General features: G+C 64.1%; 17 protein-coding genes. 10 read left to right on the top strand and 7 right to left on the bottom strand.

Features of this window, described 5'->3' with window-relative positions; all coding sequences use genetic code 11:
- Positions 1-97 precede the first annotated feature (97 nt).
- From CRO01_RS11660 to CRO01_RS11645, 4 genes are read right to left on the bottom strand one after another with little or no spacing between them, the layout of a single operon-like run.
- On the bottom strand, positions 98-1264 hold the full coding sequence (locus CRO01_RS11660) for an ABC transporter ATP-binding protein (RefSeq protein ID WP_097009333.1): 1167 nt from the start codon (positions 1262-1264) through the stop codon (positions 98-100).
- A 51-nt stretch (positions 1265-1315) separates the two neighbouring features.
- Entirely contained in the window at positions 1316-2281 is a 966-nt protein-coding gene (locus tag CRO01_RS11655; RefSeq protein ID WP_097009332.1) for a carbohydrate ABC transporter permease, read from the bottom strand.
- Positions 2281-3207 (bottom strand): carbohydrate ABC transporter permease, encoded by a 927-nt coding sequence (locus tag CRO01_RS11650; protein ID WP_097009331.1) that lies wholly within the window; start codon positions 3205-3207, stop codon positions 2281-2283. Before CRO01_RS11650 ends, CRO01_RS11655 begins: the two co-directional genes overlap by 1 nt.
- A 60-nt stretch (positions 3208-3267) precedes the next feature.
- Positions 3268-4644, bottom strand: coding sequence for an ABC transporter substrate-binding protein (locus CRO01_RS11645; protein ID WP_097009330.1), 1377 nt, complete (start codon positions 4642-4644; stop codon positions 3268-3270).
- A gap of 248 nt (positions 4645-4892) precedes the next feature.
- On the opposite strand from CRO01_RS11645, the gene CRO01_RS11640 reads away from it, so the two are divergent.
- From CRO01_RS11640 to ppsA, 6 genes are all read left to right on the top strand, one after another.
- Positions 4893-5414, top strand: a complete 522-nt coding sequence (locus tag CRO01_RS11640) for an LUD domain-containing protein (protein WP_097009329.1) — start codon at positions 4893-4895, stop codon at positions 5412-5414.
- 2 nt (positions 5415-5416) lie between these two features.
- Positions 5417-7597 (top strand): LUD domain-containing protein, encoded by a 2181-nt coding sequence (locus CRO01_RS11635; protein WP_097009328.1) that lies wholly within the window; start codon positions 5417-5419, stop codon positions 7595-7597.
- Between the two features lie 595 nt (positions 7598-8192).
- Entirely contained in the window at positions 8193-8951 is a 759-nt protein-coding gene (locus CRO01_RS11630; protein WP_097009327.1) for an IclR family transcriptional regulator, read from the top strand.
- A 158-nt stretch (positions 8952-9109) separates the two neighbouring features.
- On the top strand, positions 9110-9907 hold the full coding sequence (locus CRO01_RS11625; RefSeq protein ID WP_097009326.1) for an SDR family NAD(P)-dependent oxidoreductase: 798 nt from the start codon (positions 9110-9112) through the stop codon (positions 9905-9907).
- A gap of 89 nt (positions 9908-9996) precedes the next feature.
- Positions 9997-10839, top strand: coding sequence for a fumarylacetoacetate hydrolase family protein (locus tag CRO01_RS11620; protein ID WP_097009325.1), 843 nt, complete (start codon positions 9997-9999; stop codon positions 10837-10839).
- Between the two features lie 133 nt (positions 10840-10972).
- Positions 10973-13306, top strand: a complete 2334-nt coding sequence (ppsA, locus tag CRO01_RS11615) for a phosphoenolpyruvate synthase (RefSeq protein ID WP_097009324.1) — start codon at positions 10973-10975, stop codon at positions 13304-13306.
- A gap of 27 nt (positions 13307-13333) precedes the next feature.
- On the opposite strand, the gene rhcC is transcribed toward ppsA, so the two are convergent.
- The gene (rhcC, locus tag CRO01_RS11610; protein ID WP_097009323.1) at positions 13334-14200 is read right to left on the bottom strand and encodes an L-rhamnono-1,4-lactonase; all 867 of its coding nucleotides are present in this window, start codon (positions 14198-14200) and stop codon (positions 13334-13336) included.
- 78 nt (positions 14201-14278) lie between these two features.
- Here rhcC and CRO01_RS11605 point away from each other — a divergent pair, with 78 nt between their 5' ends.
- On the top strand, positions 14279-14581 hold the full coding sequence (locus CRO01_RS11605; protein WP_097009322.1) for an L-rhamnose mutarotase: 303 nt from the start codon (positions 14279-14281) through the stop codon (positions 14579-14581).
- Positions 14582-15002: 421 nt separating this feature from the next.
- A complete protein-coding gene (locus CRO01_RS11600; protein ID WP_097009321.1) occupies positions 15003-15737 on the top strand; it encodes a sporulation protein in 735 nt (244 codons plus the stop codon).
- 27 nt (positions 15738-15764) lie between these two features.
- Here CRO01_RS11600 and CRO01_RS11595 read toward each other — a convergent pair whose 3' ends face one another.
- Together CRO01_RS11595 and CRO01_RS11590 are read right to left on the bottom strand one after the other, a co-directional pair.
- Positions 15765-16187 (bottom strand): VanZ family protein, encoded by a 423-nt coding sequence (locus CRO01_RS11595; protein ID WP_097009320.1) that lies wholly within the window; start codon positions 16185-16187, stop codon positions 15765-15767.
- 214 nt (positions 16188-16401) lie between these two features.
- The gene (locus CRO01_RS11590; protein WP_097009319.1) at positions 16402-17256 is read right to left on the bottom strand and encodes a sulfurtransferase; all 855 of its coding nucleotides are present in this window, start codon (positions 17254-17256) and stop codon (positions 16402-16404) included.
- 261 nt (positions 17257-17517) lie between these two features.
- On the opposite strand from CRO01_RS11590, the gene CRO01_RS11585 reads away from it, so the two are divergent.
- Both CRO01_RS11585 and CRO01_RS11580 read left to right on the top strand, forming a co-directional pair.
- A complete protein-coding gene (locus CRO01_RS11585) occupies positions 17518-18300 on the top strand; it encodes a sulfurtransferase (RefSeq protein WP_097009318.1) in 783 nt (260 codons plus the stop codon).
- A gap of 125 nt (positions 18301-18425) precedes the next feature.
- Positions 18426-19505 (top strand): thiamine ABC transporter substrate-binding protein, encoded by a 1080-nt coding sequence (locus tag CRO01_RS11580; protein WP_097009317.1) that lies wholly within the window; start codon positions 18426-18428, stop codon positions 19503-19505.

Raw genomic sequence — 19505 nt, 5'->3', positions numbered from 1 at the left:
GAGTCACTGTGCTAGTGTCGGTACGTCGGCTAATAGCTTTGGGTGCTCCAAAGCGAGGCCCCGCGGCGACGGCGTCGCCGGAGCCGAACGACAGGTGTCAGGCTTCCACCTCGTCCGGGGATGCCTGTCCGTCGGCGTGCTCGGCGACGAGACGACCTTTGAGCAGTTCCTCCGTTTCGGCGTCGAACAGGTAGACGTGTTCGGGCGCGATCGTGAGCGACAGCCGTTCACCCGACGAGATATCGTGAAAGCCGCCGACTTTCGCAGTGACATCCCCGGGCGCCGAGTCGCCGTGGACGACGGCTTCGGTGCCGACCGGTTCGACGACACGAACGTCAGCGTCGAACTCGGGCCCGTCGAGCGCGCGGCGGCGGGTCTGATAGAAGTCCTGCGGCCGGAAGCCGACGAGCACCTCGTCGGTCGTGATTTCGGCGTCGACGAGTCGTTTCGGGAGGTCGAACGACGCGCCGTCCATCTCGATGCCGTAGGCGTCTGCGGTCTCGGTCAACGTCGCGTCGAAGAGGTTCATGTCGGGGCTGCCGACGAACTGCGCGACGAAGAGGTTCGCCGGTTCGTTGAACACCTGATCTGGCGTCCCGAGCTGCTGGAGTTCGCCAGCGTCGAGGACGGCGATCTTGTCGGCGATCGTCATCGCCTCCTCCTGATTGTGCGTGACGTAGGCCGACGTGATGCCGACTTCGGACTGGAGTTCGTCGATCTCGGTCCGCATCGTCTTGCGCAGTTGGGCGTCGAGGTTGGCCAGCGGCTCGTCGAACAGGAACAGCCGCGGTTCGCGGATGATCGCCCGGCCGAGCGCGACGCGCTGTTTCTGCCCGCCCGAGAGCTGTGCGGGCTTGTTGTTGAGGAGGCTCTCGATTTCGAGCATCTCGGCGGTCTCGGTGACGCGAGCCTCGATGTCGTCGTCGTCCATGCCGTTGTCCTCGCGCCGGAGTCCGAAGCCGAGGTTCTCGCTGACCGTCATGTGGGGATACAGCGCGAAGTCTTGGAACACCATGGCGATGTCGCGGTTGCGCGCCTTGACGTCGTTGACGACGGTGTCGTCGAACCTGACCTCGCCCTCGCTGGGCTCTTCGAGGCCGCCGATCATGCGAAGCGTCGTCGTCTTGCCACAGCCACTGGGGCCGAGCAGGACGAGAAAGTCCCCGTCGGGAACGTCTATATCGAGGTCGTTTACCGCGACGACGCCGTCTTTGTTCGGATCACCGAATATCTTCGTGACACCGTCTAACTCCAAGTGTGTCATTGTAAATCGGTACCGTCTAACGGATATTAAAGCTACTGACCCGGAGGGCAGTTAGCCCTTGATGGCGCCGCCGGTCAGCCCCTGCACGAAGTAGCGCTGGATGTAGGCCAGACCGATCAGCACCGGGACCGAGACGATGATCGACGCCGCCGCGACGACGTTCCACTGCGTGTTAAAGCCCTGCACGAAGGTCAGCAGGCCCGGAGGAACCGTGCTGTTCTGGTTGTCGAGCAGCGTCAGTGCGAACACCAGCTCGTTCCACGCCAGCAGGAACGCGAAGATGAACGACGCGATCAGCGAGTTGCGCGCCATCGGGACGATGACGTACCAGAACGTCTCGAAGGACGTACACTGGTCGATCCGCGACGCCTCGACGATCGAATCCGGGAAGTCGTCGAAGAAGCCCTTCATCAGCCAGACGACGAAGGGCGCCGTCATCGCGCCGTAGATGAGGATCAGCGCCAGATGCGTGTTGAACAGACCGAGCGTCGAGATCAGCTCCCACTCGGGCACCATAATCGCGGTGCCGGGGAACATCAGCGACGCCAGCAGCAGGCTCATCAGCACGGTCTTTCCGCGGAACTCCCGTCGCGAGAGGACGTAGGAGGCGCCGGTGCCGAGGACGACCGCGAGCACGCCGGCGCCGATGGCGACCTTCAGGCTGTTGACGATCATCCCGAGGATATCGATGTTGATCGCCGAGGAGATCTCGACACCGAAGGTGCTCTCGACGAACCCGTCGTAGCCGCTGGATTCGAGCGACGATTCGACGACGAGCCGGAACCCTTCGAGCGAGAACTGCTCGGGGAACAGCGTCGGCGGGATCTGCTGGATCTCCGCGGTCGATTTTAGCGCGGTCACGATCATCCAGTACAGCGGGAACAGGACGAATGCAGCAATTATCAGGATCAACAGACCGACGGCGGTCTTCCTGACGTACCCGCCCGCCTTCGAGTCGTACAACCACGATTGATTCCTGCGGAACTCCGCCGTCGGATCTGTGTTGTCTGTCGCCATTAGAGTCCACCTCGCATCTTGTCGTAGAACTTGATGTAGTAGTACGAGAACACCAGCAGCACGACGAACAGCAACACCGACAGAGCCGAGGCGAAGCCGACCTCGAAGTCGATGAACGCCGACCGGTAGATCATCACCGGAAGCGTGCTACTGGAGACGCCGGGGCCGCCCTTGGTCATCACCCAGACCATCGAGAAGTTCCTGATGTTGTAGATGAGCATCAAGAGGAACCCGATCGCTAGGTTGTACCGCATCATCGGGATGGTGATGTACCGGAACCGCTCCCACGGCGTCGCGCCGTCCATCCGGGCGGCCTCGAAGAGGTGTTCGTCGATGCCCTGCAGGGATGTCAACGTCAGGAGCGCGAACAGTGGCGCCAACCGCCAGATCATCCCGACGATCGGCGGCCACAGCGACAGTTCGGTCGATCCGAGCATGACGATGTAGTCGTCGATCAACCCCGCTGATACCAACAGCTCGTTGACGACTCCCTGCGAGCCGTTAAACATGAATCGCCAGATCGACGCGCCCACGACGCGCGGGAGAACCCACGGAATCAGGACGATCGCGCTCGCAACGCTCGTGTACGGTAGCTTCTCGTGGAGCAGCCAACCCATCAGGAATCCAAGGATGATCGCGGCGACGCTGCCGACCGTCACCCAGATTGCCGTGTTCCAGAGCACCTGATGGATGTCGGGGTTGCTCCAGATCTCGGCGTAGTTCGCCGCGCCGACGAACTCCGCTTCTCCGGGAGAGAGGAGGCTCTTGCGGAAGAAACTGGAGTAGATCGCCTGTGCGATTGGGTAGAGGATGAACACCCCTACGAGAGCCATCACCGGGAGGATCGGTAGGTACACCCGGAGGCTCTCCGGAATTCTACTGGTCGCACTCTCGTACGACGACTGTGCTTGGTCTACGTAACTCATTGTTTATGATCGTATGGCAAACGCTTCATGACCTGCCGACAAAAGTATTTCTACGCGCGATCAGGCAATTTCCTCGTCGACGACGGACTGGACCTCCGAGTTCGCGTTGGCGCAGGCCTCCTCCGCTGTCGCCTCACCGAGCACGACTGGCTGGATGACCTGCGTGTTGATGATGCTCTGGATCGAGGCGAGCCCCGAGAACGACGGGAATCGGGACGTTCTGTTGAACAGGTCGTCGTTCTCGTACAGCGTGATGAGGTCGCCGAACTGACTCCGGAACAGGTCCGACGGTTCCTCGAAGGCGCTTTGGAGCGTGGGAACGCGCCCGCGGATGCCGACATCGGCGTCCGCAGAGTACGTCCACGGCGCGAGCTGTTCGGGCTCGTTCCACCAACTGGCGAAGTCGAACGCGTCCTGCGTGTCGTTGCCCATCATGAACCCTTGGGCGTTCTGCATCAGCAGGTCCTGGGGCTCGAAGTTGCCGGACGGGTTTTGCGGGAGCGGCGCGCGGGTCACCGTGTGGCCTTCGCCGTCGAGCCACGGCTGGGGTGCGCCGGTCGTCTGGTAGATCGCGTTGGCGTGGGAGTACGTGATGAGGATTCCGGACTCGCCCTCACGGAGGAGCCGACCCGCCGCGATGTGGTTGTTCTCGGCCATCGAATCGGGGAACAGTCCCGCCTCCGCAATGTCCTGATAGAGCCTGACGGCGTCGACGAAACCGGGCTGGTCGACCGTCGCCTCCATCGTTTCGGGATCGAAGTACCGGCCGCCGTTCGCGTAGACGAAGCCGATGAAATAGCCCGTCGTCAGCCCGAAGTCGGTGCCGGGAGCCGTGATGGCCGCCGATACACCGTCGATCTCTTGCATCTCTTGGCCGAGTTGGATGAGTTCGGGCCACGTGCGCGGCGGTTCGTCGAAGCTCGTCTGTTCGAGGTAGTCGGTTCGGATGTCGACGAAGGGGCCGAGGTCGGCGTAGCCGCCCGGCAGAGCCCACTGGCGTTCACCGCTGGTGTCGCCTAGGCCCTCGTACATCAGCGTGTCAATATTGGCCTGAATGAAGTTGCTGTTGAGCTCGTCGAGCTGATCTTGGTAGTCGTCTTGGTCGAGCGGTTGGATCGCCTGAGCGCCCACGTAGTCGGGGATCTGCTGACACTGGCCGGCCATCACGTCCGGAAGGTTCTGGTTGGCCGCCGCAGAGGCGATGATCTGGTACTTCTGCCCCCACTCTTGGTGCTGGTAGCTGACATCACCGTCGTACTCCTGGTAGTGGCTGCTGATGTACTCGCGCTCGGCGGGGATGCCACCGAACAGCCAGAAGTCGAGTCCGCTTGAACCATTGCCACCAGTACAGCCGGCGAGGCCGGCGGCCGCTGCCGACCCGAGACCAGTTAGGTACTGTCGCCTATTGAGTCCAATCGACGTGCCGTTATCTGTCATGGTACTCTATGAGAGATGTGGAGAGTGAGGTAGCATAAATGTACCGGCTACATGGGGAGCGCAAGCGGCCGTAAATAACAGCCATTCAATAACTTTGGCGGCCGGAGCGTGATCGTCGTGGGGTCGTGTATGGGCGCGACGAAGACGCTCGCACCGGTAAACAGGCACAGCAAGGCTATCGAGGAGGTGCGCACAGAGACAGCCCAACCAAAGCTAAATGATGGTGTAGCACCAGTCTGTGCGTACTGATGGCAAGCGCACTCTCGACGTTCGAGTCGTCACTCGACGAACTGGGAGTATCGGTAACGAACACCACTGCCGAGGCGTTCGGCGACCGGCTCGATGACGTGATCGTCGAGGCCGCCGTCGGCGTCTCGCTGGATCGAGCGTTCGACGAGCCGGATCTGTCGCTCGATGCCGCCGCAGTCGAGGTCGATCCGACGCCGGCGTCGCTTCGAGCGGCGACGACCGGCGTGACGGGGGCGAGCCTCGGCGTCGCCGATTACGGATCGCTCGCGCTGACGCTGACCGACCGGGCGAGCGAACTGGTGAGCCTGTTCGTCGAGCGCCACGTCGCCGTCGTTCGGGCAGCCGACATCGTCGCGGACATGGACGCCGCAGTCGAGGATCTCCACGAGACGTTCAACGACGAGGGCGGGAGCGCGATTCTGGCGACCGGGCCGAGCGCGACCGCGGACATGGGCGCGCTCGTCAAGGGCGCGCACGGACCGAAAGACGTGCACGTTATCGTCGTCGAGGAGGGGCCCTGACGATGGCCACCGCAGACGAAATCCGGGAACTGATGCGAACCGAGGGCGCGGCGGTCGCGGAGAATACGCAGGCGTTCAACGACGGCCGGTACGAGTCGGTCGCCGACCTCGAAGACTACGAAGACCTCAAGCGCGAGGCCCGCGCAATCAAGGAAGACGCCATCGAACGGCTTCCAGAACTCGTCGAGCAGTTGACCGAGACCGTCGAAGCGAACGGCGGCACGGTGTACGTCGCCGACGACGCCGCCGACGCGAACGAGTACGTCCGGTCGATCGTCGACGACCGGGACGCCGAGCGCGTCGTCAAGAGCAAGTCAATGACTAGCGAGGAGTTGGAAGTCAACGACGCGCTCGAAGGCGACGGGGTCGACGTGGTCGAGACTGACCTTGGCGAGTGGGTGCTGCAGGTCGCCGACGAGGCGCCCTCCCACATCGTCGCGCCGGCGATCCACAAGTCCCGCGAGGGCATCGCCGAGCTGTTCAACGAGCGGTTCGACCCAGACGTACCGCTGGAGACCGCCGAGGAGCTGACCCACTTCGCGCGCGAGAAGCTGGGCGAGCAGATCGTCGACGCCGAGGTGGGGATGACCGGCGCGAACTTCCTCACCGCCGACACGGGTACGATGGCGCTGGTCACCAGCGAGGGCAACGCCCGCAAGACCGTCGCTGCGACGGACACCCAGATCACCGTCGCCGGCGTCGAGAAGATCGTGCCCGCCGTCGAGGACCTCCATCCGTTCATCGAGCTGATCGGCCGTTCGGGGACCGGCCAAGACATCACGTCGTACGTCTCCTTGCTGACGCCGCCGGTCGACACGCCGGTCGTCGACTTCGACGACGACGAGACGCCGCTGTCGGCGTTCGAGGCCGATCGGGACTTCCACCTCGTGCTCGTCGACAACGGCCGACTGGAGATGCGCGAGGACGAACACCTGCGCGAGACGCTGTACTGTATCCGATGCTCGGCGTGCTCGAACTCCTGTGCGAACTTCCAGTCGGTCGGGGGCCACGCCTTCGGCGGCGAGACGTACTCGGGCGGCATCGCCACCGGCTGGGAGGCCGGCATCGAAGGGCTGGATGTCGCCGGGGAGTTCAACGACCTCTGTACGGGCTGTAGCCGGTGCGTAAACGCCTGCCCGGTCGGGATCGACATTCCGTGGATCAACACCGTCGTCCGAGATCGCGTTAACCGCGAGCACGACGAGCCCGCCGAGTGGCTCGTCGACGGGCTGACGCCGGACGCCGAAGACGACGGCGCGCCACTCCAGAAGCGTTTTTTCGGTAACTTCGAGGCGGTCGCCAAGCTTGCCAGCGCGACGGCGCCAGTGTCGAACTGGCTGGCCGAAACGAGCGTTTCCCGTCGACTCATGGGTCGCGTGCTCGATATCGACCCGCGCCGCGAACTGCCGTCGTTCGAGCGCGAGACGCTCGTCGAGTGGTTTGCCGACCGCGACTCGACGGTGAGCGATCCGACGCGACGAGCCGTTCTCTACCCCGATCTCTACACGAACCACGTCCAAGTCGATCGAGGTAAAGCGGCCGTCAAAGCGCTCGAAGCGCTCGGCGTCGACGTGGTGATTCCGCCGACGGCTTCCAGCGGGCGCGCGCCACTCTCACAAGGGATGGTCGCCACCGCGACGGACCACGCCGAACGCGTCGCCGAGACGCTCGCGCCACACGTCGCAGACGGCCGCGACGTGGTCGTGATCGAGCCGAGCGACTACGCGATGTTCCAGCGCGAGTACGAGAAGTTACTCGACGAAGAGCGGTTCACCGATCTCGCCGAGGGGAGCTACGAACTGTTGGAGTACGTCTACGGCCTCCTCGACAACGGCGCCGACGCCGCGGCGCTGTCGACGGTCGACGACGAGGCGATCGCGTATCACAGTCACTGTCAGCAGCGTACCCTCGGACTGGAGGCCCACACGGTCGCGGTGCTGGAGGAGTGTGGCTACGACGTGACGACCTCGGAGGTCGAGTGCTGCGGGATGGCCGGGAGCTTCGGCTACAAGTCCGAGTACTACGAGCTGAGCATGGATGTCGGCGACCGACTGCGCGACCAACTGGAGGCCGACGGCGTCCGCGAGCGTCCGGTCGTCGCCAGCGGCACCTCCTGTCTCGAACAGATCGACGCCCTGCTGGAGCGCCAGCCTCGGCACCCGATCGAACTGGTAGCGGAGTAAGCCCCGCACCGACCCGCTTTCTGCTTGAGATCGAGTCGAAGCCGGCAGCGCGAGCGCCGAGCATACTGAGAGCGTGCCGGCGTACAACAGTCTGCACATCGTCGCCAGTATCCGGCAATGCCGGACGGCCAGTTCGGAGGGGGTTCAACGGTCGAAACGCCGTTCGGCGGCGGCGCTGATCGGACGATCCACGAGAGCAAACTGGAAGGGAATACCCACCGCAGGCTGTATTTTACACCCATATCTTTGTAATACTCCGCGACGCCGGCCATCGGCGTACTCGCAGATGATTTTACAGACATAGTGGTGTAATTCCCCATGGCCGAAAAGAGCGAGTTCGGCGCGGATATCTGTCCGGTGATACCGGAAAATTGGCAGTCGAGTTGGCACACTCGCCGGGCGTTCCGAGGCGGTACAACGAGTCAGAGAGGTGCACAGGCGAGACAAAAGCGGTCAGAACCTACCACAACTGACCCCAGAGCGAGAGCGCAGCGGTGATCCGTCGCGGAGCACACCTCGAGTGGAGCGGTCGTCGTCCGTCCAGCCGTCCGGTGATGGCGGAAGATTTTTGGGTTTATGTGACATGGTACGAAGTATGACAGAGGAAGTCCCGGTGAAGGCGGCGAAAACCTCCTTCGAGATCATCAACACGCTCCGGGAGCTACAGGGCGCCGGCGTCTCCGAGTTAGCCGACAAGATCGACAAACCGACGAGTACGATCCACGATCACCTCCGGACGCTCGAAAACGAGGAGTATCTCGTCAAGAAAGACGGAGAATACTACGTCGGCACCCGATTTCTCGGCGTCGGCGAGCAGGCGCGCTCGCGGTACAAAGTGTATCCCATCGCCAGCGAGGAACTCGATACACTGGCCGAGCAGACCGGCGAGCACACGAACCTGATGATCGAGGAACACGGAAAAGGCATTTTCCTCTACAAAGCCCGAGGGCCCGATGCGGTCCAGTTGGACACGCACGCCGGCATGCGCGTCCACCTGCAGACCACCTCGCTGGGGAAGTCGATCCTCGCGTTCCGTCCCCGAGAGGAAGTCGAGTCGATCATCGATCGCCACGGCCTGCCGGCCGTCACCGAGAAGACGATCAGCGACAGGGGAGAACTGTTCGACGAGCTCGATCAGATACGGGAACGAAGATTCGCCTACGACGACGAGGAGCGCGTCAAGGGGATGCGGTGTGTCGCCGCCCCGATCACGAACGAGGAGGGTCGGGCTATCGCCGCGATCAGCGTTTCGGGGCCGAAGAGCCGCATGCGCGGCGAGACGTTCCGCGAGGAGATTCCGGAGTTGCTCCTGCGGAGCGCAAACGTGATCGAGGTGAATCTCTCGCACGCCTGAACGGGGAAACAGTTAGGTTGCAGCGACCGTCAGTATCCACCGATGCAACGTGTTCAGCACGGCCAGAGCCGCGCAGCGGTCGGATCATTCGTTGGCGACGCCGACGCAGAAGCAACTGGGCCGACGGGGGTTCGAGGAACGACGGGAGGCCGAGACAAATGAGCGAGTTAGTGGACAGCCGACTGGCCGGACGCCACGTCGTCGTGACAGGCGGGGCAAGAGGCATCGGCCGCGGCATCGCGCGGCGGTGTGCCCGCTCCGGTGCGGACATCTCGATATTTGACCTGCGGCCGGACGTTGCCGAGGAAACGGCCGACGAAGTCCGCGATATCGGCGGCGCAGCGACAGTATGGAAGGTGGATGTCACCGACGCGGACGCCGTCGCCGACGCCGTCGAAGGGGCCGAATCCGAACTGGGGCCGATCGACGGACTGGTGAACAACGCCGGCGTCCAACAAGCAATCTCGATTCTGGAGACGACCGAGGAGGATTGGGATCGACACTTCGGCGTCAACGCCAAGGGGACGTTCCTCGTCTCGAAGCACGTCGCAGAGCGGATGATCGAGACCGAAACGGCCGGGAGCATCGTCAACGTCGCCTCGGTCGGCGCCGAGCGGCCATTCAAAGGACAGGGCGCCTACGGCGCCTCCAAGGCTGCCGTCGTGACGTTCACGACCGTCCTCGCAAAGGAGTTGGCCGAGCACGGCATCACTGCCAACTCGATCAAGCCGGGGACGATCGACACGCCGATGGTCCAGCAGTGGCTCGAAGAGCGCGCCGCACAGTCAGACGCCACCGAAGAAGAGCTACTGGCCGAGACGATCGACGAGCACGTGCTCGACCGGATCGGCACGCCCGAGGAGATCGGCCACGCCGCGGTGTTGTTGCTCTCCGAAGAGGGCGAGTGGATCACCGGCGAGTCGATCGCCGTCGACGGCGGCTATCTCAGGGGCTGAGACGGCGGCGGGCACCCGCAAGAGGGCCAGACGACGCCGACGAACCGGTGAGCGAAAATCTAAAGGTACGGGGCAGAGAGTAGACGAACATGCGTATTGGACGATTCCAAGCGGATGGGGAGGCACGTATCGGAGTGTTCGAGGACGGCACGGTCCGGGATGTCACCGAGGAGTTCGACGGCTTTCAGGACGCCCTCTCGCGGCCCGAAGACGCCGCCGACGCCGACGGCGAGACGTTCGACCGCGATTCGATCACGCACCTACCGCCGACGACCCGGGAGAACACGGTGTTCTGTGCGGCACTGAACTACGAGGCCCACGCCGAGGAGTCCGACATCGAGGTGCCCGAGTGGCCGCTGGTGTTCATGAAGCTCCCACGCACGCTCGTCGGCCACGGCGAGCCGATCTCGTATCACACCCGCGTGACCGAGGAGATCGACTACGAAGCCGAACTGGCGGCGGTGATCGGCGAGCCGGCACGCCACGTCGACGCCGAGGACGCGCTCGATCACGTCGCCGGGTACACGATCCTCAACGACACGTCCGCGCGGGACCTCCAGCTCGGTCTGCAGGTCGGCGACGATGACTTACTCGACTGGTTCTCGGGCAAGGCGATGGAGCGGACGACGCCAGTCGGCCCCTACGTCGCCGTCGACGAGATCGACGACCCGCAGGACCTAGACATCGCCTCCCGCGTCGACGGCGAGACGATGCAGGACGACAACACCGGCATGATGATCCGGACGGTCGCCGACCTCGTTGCCTTCGTCTCCTCGCGGGTTCGCCTCGAACCGGGCGACGTGATCGCCACGGGGACGCCCGAAGGCGTCGGAACCTTCCAAGACATCCAGCTCCATCCCGGAGAAACCGTCGAGGTCGAAGTCGAGGGCGTCGGCACGCTCGTCAACACCGTCGAGGAAGTCGACGAGTAGCTCGGCCGCCCGGAATCGAACCAGTCGAATTCCCGAAAACGGCACCGTGAGCGCTCGCTTCGCCGCAAAACGTCCGGTGCTGTCGGAGTCCGCCGGAAGATATTAATAGAACATGCCCAGTGTCTAACACACAATGGCCATCCTGTGGCTGGGAGACATCTCGGCGGACAGCCTTGAGGAAGTCGGCGGGAAAGCGGCGTCGCTCGGGGAACTCACCGTAAACGACCTCCCGGTCCCGCCGGGCTTTGTCGTCACCGCGGGAACGTATCGGCGATTCGTCCGGGAAGCCGGCCTCGAAGACGATATCGAGGCCGCGCTCGACATCGACGTGGAGGACTCTACACAGCTCGCCGCGGCGAAAGACCGGGTGCGAACGCTCATCGAGGAGACTGCGGTGCCCGAAGCGGTCCGCGAGGAGATTCTCGACGCCTACGAGACGATCGGTGCGGGGACGCCGGTGGCCGTCCGATCGTCGGCGACCGCCGAGGACCTCCCCGACGCGTCCTTCGCGGGCCAGCAAGAGACGTTCCTGAACGTAACCGGCGAGGCGCTCGTCGATCGCGTCCGGCAGTGCTGGGCGTCGCTGTTCACCGAGCGTGCGATCTACTACCGGCAAGAGCAGGGCTTCTCGCACACGGACGTGGACATGGCCGTCGTCGTCCAAGAGATGGTCGCCGCCGACAAGAGCGGCGTCATGTTCACGAGCCACCCCTCGACCGGCGCGGCCCAGTCGGTGATCGAAGCCGCGTGGGGGCTCGGCGAAGCCGTCGTCTCGGGCGTCGTGACGCCGGACAACTACGTCGTCGATCGGGACGGACGCGCTGTCCTCGACGCGACCGTCGCCGAGAAGACGGTGATGCACGTCCGCGACCCGGAGACGGGCGAGACCGTCGAAACCGCAGTGCCGGACGACCGGCGAACCGAGCGCGTCCTTTCGGCCGACGAACTCGACCGGCTGGTCGCAATCGGCGAGCGCGTCGAGGCGCTCTACGACGGGCCGCAGGACGTCGAGTGGGCGATCGAGGGCGACGAAATCTACCTGCTCCAATCGCGGCCGATCACGACGATCGAGAGCGACGACGCCGACGCGGCGGGAGCGACCGCCGACGGCGGGGCGAGCGCGCAGGCGTCGTCCGGCGCCAGCACAGGCACCGACAGCCAAGAGTTGCTCGTGCAGGGCCTCGGCGCTAGTCCGGGAACGGCGACGGGGCGGGCCCGCATCGTCGACCGGCTCGATCACCTCGACAAAGTCGAGGAGGGCGACGTGCTGGTCACCGAGATGACGACGCCGGACATGGTGACTGCGATGAAACGAGCCGCCGGACTGGTCACCGACGAGGGCGGGATGACTTCCCACGCCGCGATCGTCTCACGCGAATTGGAAGTACCGGCCGTCGTCGGGACCGAATCGGGAACTGCCGAGATCGCCGATGGAGATCGGATTCACGTCGACGGAGAGAAAGGACAGGTCAGAAGCGGGCCCGTCGAGGAGCCGATCGACGAGAGCACTCCGGACTCGGCGGCGGCGGCCGGCCGAGACGAGCAGCCCGCAGAGCCGGTGCAGGCCCAGCCGAAGCCGATGACGGCGACCGAAGTCAAGGTGAACATCTCGATCCCCGACGCCGCCGAACGCGCCGCGAACACGGGTGCCGATGGCGTCGGCCTGCTCCGGACCGAGCACTTGATCCTCTCGACGGACAAGACGCCCGAGCGGTACGTCGCGGACCACGGCGCCGACGCGTACGTGCGCGAGCTCGCCGACGGGATCCAGACGGTCGCCGACGCGTTCTACCCGCGGCCGGTGCGCGTCCGGACGCTCGACGCGCCGACCGACGAGTTCCGCAGACTGCAGGGCGGCGACGGCGAGCCGACCGAGCACAATCCGATGCTCGGCTACCGCGGGATCAGACGCTCGCTCGACAAGCCCGAACTCTTCGAGCACGAACTGGCGGCGTTCGCCCGGCTCTACGAGATGGGCTACGACAACGTCGAGATCATGTTTCCGATGGTCAACGACGCCGAGGACGCGCTGCGAGCGAAGGATCGCCTGCGAGCGGCAGGGATCGATCCCGACAAGCGCTCGTGGGGCGCGATGGTCGAGACGCCCGCGAGCGCGCTCTCCATCGAAGGGCTCTGCGAGACGGGCCTCGATTTCGTCTCCTTTGGCACGAACGACCTGACCCAGCACACGCTCGCGGTCGATCGGAACAACGAGCAGGTAGCCGACCGCTTCGACGAACTTCACCCGGCGGTGCTCGAACTCATCGGGCGGGTGATCGAGACGTGCCGCGAGCACGACGTTGCGACGAGCATCTGCGGACAGGCCGGCTCCGATCCGGAGATGATCCGCTATCTCGTCACCGAAGGCGCAACCTCGATCTCGGCGAACATCGACGCAGTCGAGGACGCCCAGCGGACGGTAATGCGCGTCGAGCAACGGTGTCTGCTCGAATCAGTCCGAGACTGACAGGGCTGACCGGCCGAAAGCGGCGTCTCAGTCGAGGCCGACGTGGCGTCGGAAGGATCGGCCTGTGAGCCACTCGCGGTCGGCGTCGGACAGCGAATCGACCTGTCCGAGCCAGTTGATCGCCTCGGCGTAGCTTGCGGCGTCGCTGACGTTGGGGTAGTCTGACCCCCAGATCACCCGTTCGCGGCCGAACGTCTCCAGAAGCCACCTGACGTGCTCGTACATATCCGCGTAGGGGAACGCCGAATCGGACATGTGGACGATTTCGGAGACTTTCACGGCGACTGAGTCATACTCTGCGAGGTCGGCGAACTGCCCGAATGTCTCGTCCGTCGGCGTCTCGGGGCCGGCGTGTGCGAAGTGGTCGAACAGGTACGTGAGTTCAGGGTAGGCTTCGACGAGTTCGAGCGCCTGATCGAGCTGGCCGTGGTCACAGAGGATCTGCACCGCGGCGTCGGTCTCGACGGCGGCGTCCCAGAACTCGGTCTCCTCGATGGCGTCCCGGAGCCACGTGACGCTGGGGTCGAACGTCTCCCACATCCGGTCGTACGGACACGCTGCACCGAGGCGAACGCCCAGCACGCCGTCGGTCGCCATGCAGCGCCGAAGTTGCTCGGCCGCGTCGTCGGCGAAGGGGTCGATCATGACGATGCCGTAGAGTCGGTCGTGCCCCGCGGCGGCGTCGAGCGTGTACCAGTTGTCCGTCCAGTCGCAGATCGGATACCCGACGACGACGGCCTCGTCGACGCCGTTGCGATCCATGTCGGCCAGCAGCCGATCGGCCGTGTAGACGGTGTGAACGTCGAAGTCGTCAACGAGATCGAGCAGCGGACCGTTCGTCCACGGGTGTGCCGCACTGGCCGGCCCCCACGCGTGGGTGTGGCTATCGAGCATACTCTAACCGTCGTGCGATACCCCTTAAAACTGCGCCCGCAGAAGAACTAAGCCCGGTGCCGTGCAAGCGAGTGTCGTATGGAACGGATCGCATTCCACCTCCGGATAGCAGACGGCCAGCGCGAGGCCTACCGCACCGAGCACGAAGACGTTCCGGCCGCGCTGGAGGAAGCGTACCTCGACTCCGGCGCAGAGCTGGAAACCTACAGCGTCTTCGAGAAAGACGGCCACGTGTTCGGCTACATGGAGGCCGAAGATCCCGACGCCATCAGAGCAGTCATGGCCGAAAGCGAGGCCCAAGCCGACTGGGACGAGGTGATGGAGCCGATCCTCGTCGACGAAGACGACCCGTGGATGGACGAGGTCTATCGGATGATCTGAGCGAACGCCGGAAGCGAAACGTCACGACGTGTACGTCCGCGCCGATAGACCGAATAGTCAAAATACAATTATAGAAAGACAAATTATGAGTTTGTAGATATTCGAGAAATCCATCGCCCGAAGCGAAGCTGCGGCGAGGCAGAAGAAAATTAAGATACCGAGATTATAGATAAGACACAGATAATAAAAGGCGTTATTATTTAAACTCCGTTTATTTTATAATAGAATTTTTTAGATCTCATATCGCACAGAACCAACCAGCGCGAGTGAAACACGCCCGCAAATCTTAGTCAGAAAATCAATGTCTTCTAAGAAATATAGAATATTTGTATTATAATGTACCGTCGTGGCAGCCGCTGTATGTTCGGGGATATCATACAACCACAGTTATATCAATCATCGAAGAGCAGTACTTGGTGCGATGAAAAACGTCCTCGCAAGCATCGGTATCGGCAACGCAAGCGTAGACACGGTCCTCCCCTCCGAAACGGTCCGGCCCGGCGAAACGGTCGACGCAGACGTCCACATCACGGGCGGCAACGCAGAACAGGAGGTCGGAACGATCCGGTTCGAAGTCGAGACGCGCTATCGCACCGACGACGGCTACCGAGAGGTCGACATCGACCGGTTCACGCTCGCAGACGGGCTCACGATCGAACCCGATCAGGAAGAGACGCGGGAAGTCTCGATCGACATCCCCTACGGGACGCCGGTGACGGTCGGCGGCATCGACGTGTGGATCGAGACGGAACTTGACATCGACCTCGCGGTCGACCCCGAAGACAAGGATTACCTCGACGTGCAGCCGACCCCACGGCTTCAGGCGGTGTTCGACGCCATGGACGACCTCGGCTTTTCGTTCCGGACGGCCGAGTGCGAGGCCGACCCCTACGGGCGCTACACTGGTAGTTCGTTCATCCAAGAGTTCGAGTTCCGCGCTCAGACCGGCCCGTTCCGGGACGCCCTCGACGAGGTCGAAATCGTCGCCCAGCCCGGCCCCGACCAGCTCGATCTATTCGTCGAAATCGACCGCCGCGGCGGCCTCCTCAGCGAGATGGCCGACACCGACGAAAGCAAGACTCGGCTCTCGGTCACGTCGACCGACGTGGCGCAGGTACGCGACGATCTGAAGCGGGAGATCGAGCGCCACAGCTGAGGCCCGCGAGACATCGCTGCCGGTCGCCTACCGATCGCCGGTGATCGCCACCGGCCGAAGCACCGACAGGCGGTCGACGGCGGCGTACAGCGCACACGCCGCGGCGCCGCCGACCGCGTTCGCCAGCGCGTCGATCGGATCGAGCGCGCGCTCGGGGACGAACCCCTGTGCCACCTCGATGCCGACGCCGTAGGCCACCGGCACCGCGAACACGACGGCGAGCCGCACCGCGAGCGGCCGCTCGGCGTCGAGAACGGCGTACGCGACTGCCAGTCCGAGCCCGAAGTAGCCGCCGGCGTGGTAGAACTTATCGAACCCGATCGGCCCCGTCTCGGGACCCGCGGGCGGCGCCGCCAGCACCGACGCGTAGAAGATCACCGTAGCGGCGGCGACGACGAGCGCCCAGCGCGCCCACCTCGGCACGAGCGGAACCGGAACCTCTCGTTGCATCTGCTCGATGACGAGTCGTCGTAGTCTCAAAAAGCCCTGCGTTTGGGACGCGACCGGTCGTCGTAGGACGTGATTCTACACTCCGACCATTGGGATGGGTGGGACTGAACGGGGATGGCTTCCGGCTATCAGCGTTGACACTACTCGCGTGAACAGAGGAGATACCTACAGGCCGATCAGTACGCGACCGCAAAAAATCGGGAGTCTGAACGACTTACTCGCCCTTCTCGATCGGCACGCCAACGAGGTTGCCCCACTCGGTCCACGAGCCGTCGTAGTTGACGGCGTCGTCGTAGCCGAGCAGTTCGTGGAGCGCGAACCAAGCGACCGAGGAGCGCTCGCCGATGCGGCAGTACGCGACGGTCGTCGAGTCGCCGTCGATGTCGTACTCGCCGTAGAGCTCTTCGAGTTCCTCGGCGTCCTTGAACGTCCCGTCGGCGTTGGTCACGGCGGCCCACGAGATGTTCTCGGCGCCGGGGATGTGGCCGCCGCGCTGGGCGGTCTCTTGGAGTCCCGGGGGCGCGAGAACCTCGCCGGAGTACTCCTCGGGCGAGCGAACGTCGACGAGCGGCAGGCCTTTGTCGATGGCGTTCTCGACGTCGTCGCGGTAGGCGCGGATGGACTCGCGCGGACCGGACGCCTCGTAGTCGACTTCCGAAAAGTCGGGAACCTCGTCGGTCGTCTCGTAGTCGTTCTCGAGCCAGTACTCGCGGCCGCCGTCGAGCAGCTTCACGTCGTCGTGGCCGTAGTACTTGAACTGCCAGTAGGTGTAGGCGGCGAACCAGTTGGAGTTGTCGCCGTACAGAACGACCGTGGAGTCCTCGGAGATACCGTGGCTGCCGAGCAGGTCCTCGAACTCGTCTTTGTCGAGGATGTCGCGCGTGGTCTGGTCCTGAAGCTGGGTCTCCCAGTTGAAGCCGATGGCGCCGGGGGCGTGAGCCTCGTCGTAGGCTTCCGTGTCAACGTCGACTTCTACCAGTCGATACTCGGGGTCGTCGCTCTGGAACTCGTCGAGGTGCTCTTCGGCCCAGTCGGCCGAGACGAGCACGTCCTTCGCGTAGTCAGTCATACACTGCTCTCGTATGCACCCCACCGTTAAAGAGGCTTCAGCCCCGGCAGTAACGGCCTTTCGTGGCGACCACCGACAATTTTTGCCAGCAGTGTCGAACCAACAGTCAGGACGTACAGCGACGGCCGACAGCACGACGCCACAGCGCCCGCAGCGCACGGACGCCGACAGAAGTAGTTGCAAATGTGGCCGCTATCGACGAGCCGCGTCGGACGGGGCCGGCATCAGCGTCTTAATGCGGGTCCGTCCACAAGCGCCGCCATGATCGAACTCGTGTCGCCGGCGTGGCTCGACGACCACGCCGACGAGGTGCGGATCGTCGACGTACGAGACGGCTGGGAGTACGACGGCATCGGCCACGTGCCGGGCGCTGCGAGCATCCCATTCGAGTCGTTCCGGAGCGACGACGACGCCGACGAGGGGATGCTTCCCGGCGCCGAGGCGTTCGCGGAACTGCTCGGCGAGGCCGGCATCGCCGCTGACGACCCGATCGTCGCCTACGACGACACACACGGCGTGTTCGCCGCGCGCTTTCTGGTCACCGCGCTGTGTTACGGCCACGACGAGCTGTACCTGCTCGACGGCGACTACAGCGCGTGGAACCGCGAGCACGAGACGACCGGCGAGACGCCCGACATCGAGCCGACGACCTACGAGGTGCGCGAGCCCGACGCGACGCCGCTGGTCGACATGGCGACCGTCGAGGCCGCGCTCGACGACCCCGACGCGGTGATCGTCGACACCCGACGCGCCGAGGAGTACGCCGAGGGCCACCTCCCCGGCGCGGTCCGGCTGGACTGGAAGGAACTCGTCGACGACGAGAGCCGCGGGCTCAAGCCCGAGTCAGAGATCCGTGAGATTCTGGACGACCGGGGCATCACGGCCGACCGACGGATCGTGCTGTACTGCAACACCGCTCGGCGGATCAGCCACACCTACGCCGTGCTCTCGCATCTCGGCTACGAAACGGTCGAGTTCTACGAGGGAAGCTTCACCGAGTGGACGGATGAGGGTGGGAAGATAGAGACGAGCGAGACCGCCTGATCGGAGTACGGGAAACCGGCGTCGAGAGACGGGGGAGCAGCGGCGTCGAGACGCCGGAGAGCGGCCGATGCTCGACGCCGCTGTGGACCGGTCGCCTTATCACCACCCAGTGAAAACACCGGGTGATGAACCGACGGAAGTTTCTCGCAGCGGTCGGCGGTGCGGCGGGTGCGGGGCTGGCGGGCTGTGTCAGCCAGCCCGGGAGTCCCAGCTCCGGCAACGACGATGACGGAACGCTCACGATCGCTACCTACGACTCGTTCGTCGAAGACCAGAGTTCGCTCGACGCGCCCGCGACGTGGCTCAAAGAGCAGTTCGAGAGCGAGCACGAGGACGTGACGATCGAGTGGGTGAACCCCGACAACGGGCTGAACCACTACGTCCAGCGTCACGGTCAGGGGATCGATCTGGACGCCGACGCCTACCTCGGCGTCAACGTTGACGACCTCATCCGTGCCGACGAGCGCCTCGACGACTCGCTGTTTCAGGAACTCGACTGGGGGAGCGTCGGAAACACCGACGCGATCAAGTCGGAGTTGGAGTTCGATCCCGACGGGCGCGTGATGCCCTACGACACCGGCTACATCAGTCTGGTGTACGACGAGGGAGCGGTCGACGAACCGGCGACGTTCGACCGGCTGACCGAACCGGCCTACGAGGGAGCCCTGCTCGCCCAGAACGCCCAGCAGAGCGACCCCGGACGGGCGTTCCTGCTGTGGACGATCGACCAGTTCGGCGAGGACGGCTATCTGGACTACTGGCGCGCCCTGCAGGACAACGACGTGCAGATCCTCGGCTCGTGGTGGGACTCCTACAGCGCCTACTCCGAGGGCGAGCGACCGATGGTCGTCTCGTACTCGACCGATCAGGTGTACGCGAACCGCGCCGACCAAGACATGTCGCGCCACCAGCTCGGCTTCCTCGAGGATCAGGGGTACGCCAACCCCGAGGGTATGGGCGTGTTCGCCGGTTCCGAGAAGACCGAACTGGCACAGGACTTCTTCGAGTTCGTGCTTTCGCCGGACGCACAGGGCCAGATCGCCACGCTGAACGTCCAGTTCCCCGCGACCACGGACGCCGACCTCAACGAGGAGTTCGACCAGTACGCCCACGAGCCGCCGGAAACCGTCTTCTACGACTACGAAGACCTGCAGGGGAACCTCGACGGCTGGGTCGAAGACTGGGCACGGGAGATCGCCGGATAG

It is taken from the genome of Natronoarchaeum philippinense (assembly GCF_900215575.1).
GTDB classification, from domain to species: Archaea; Halobacteriota; Halobacteria; order Halobacteriales; family Natronoarchaeaceae; genus Natronoarchaeum; species Natronoarchaeum philippinense.
Note: the sequence above shows the minus strand (reverse complement) of the source record. Positions and strands in the feature narration are given on the sequence as shown.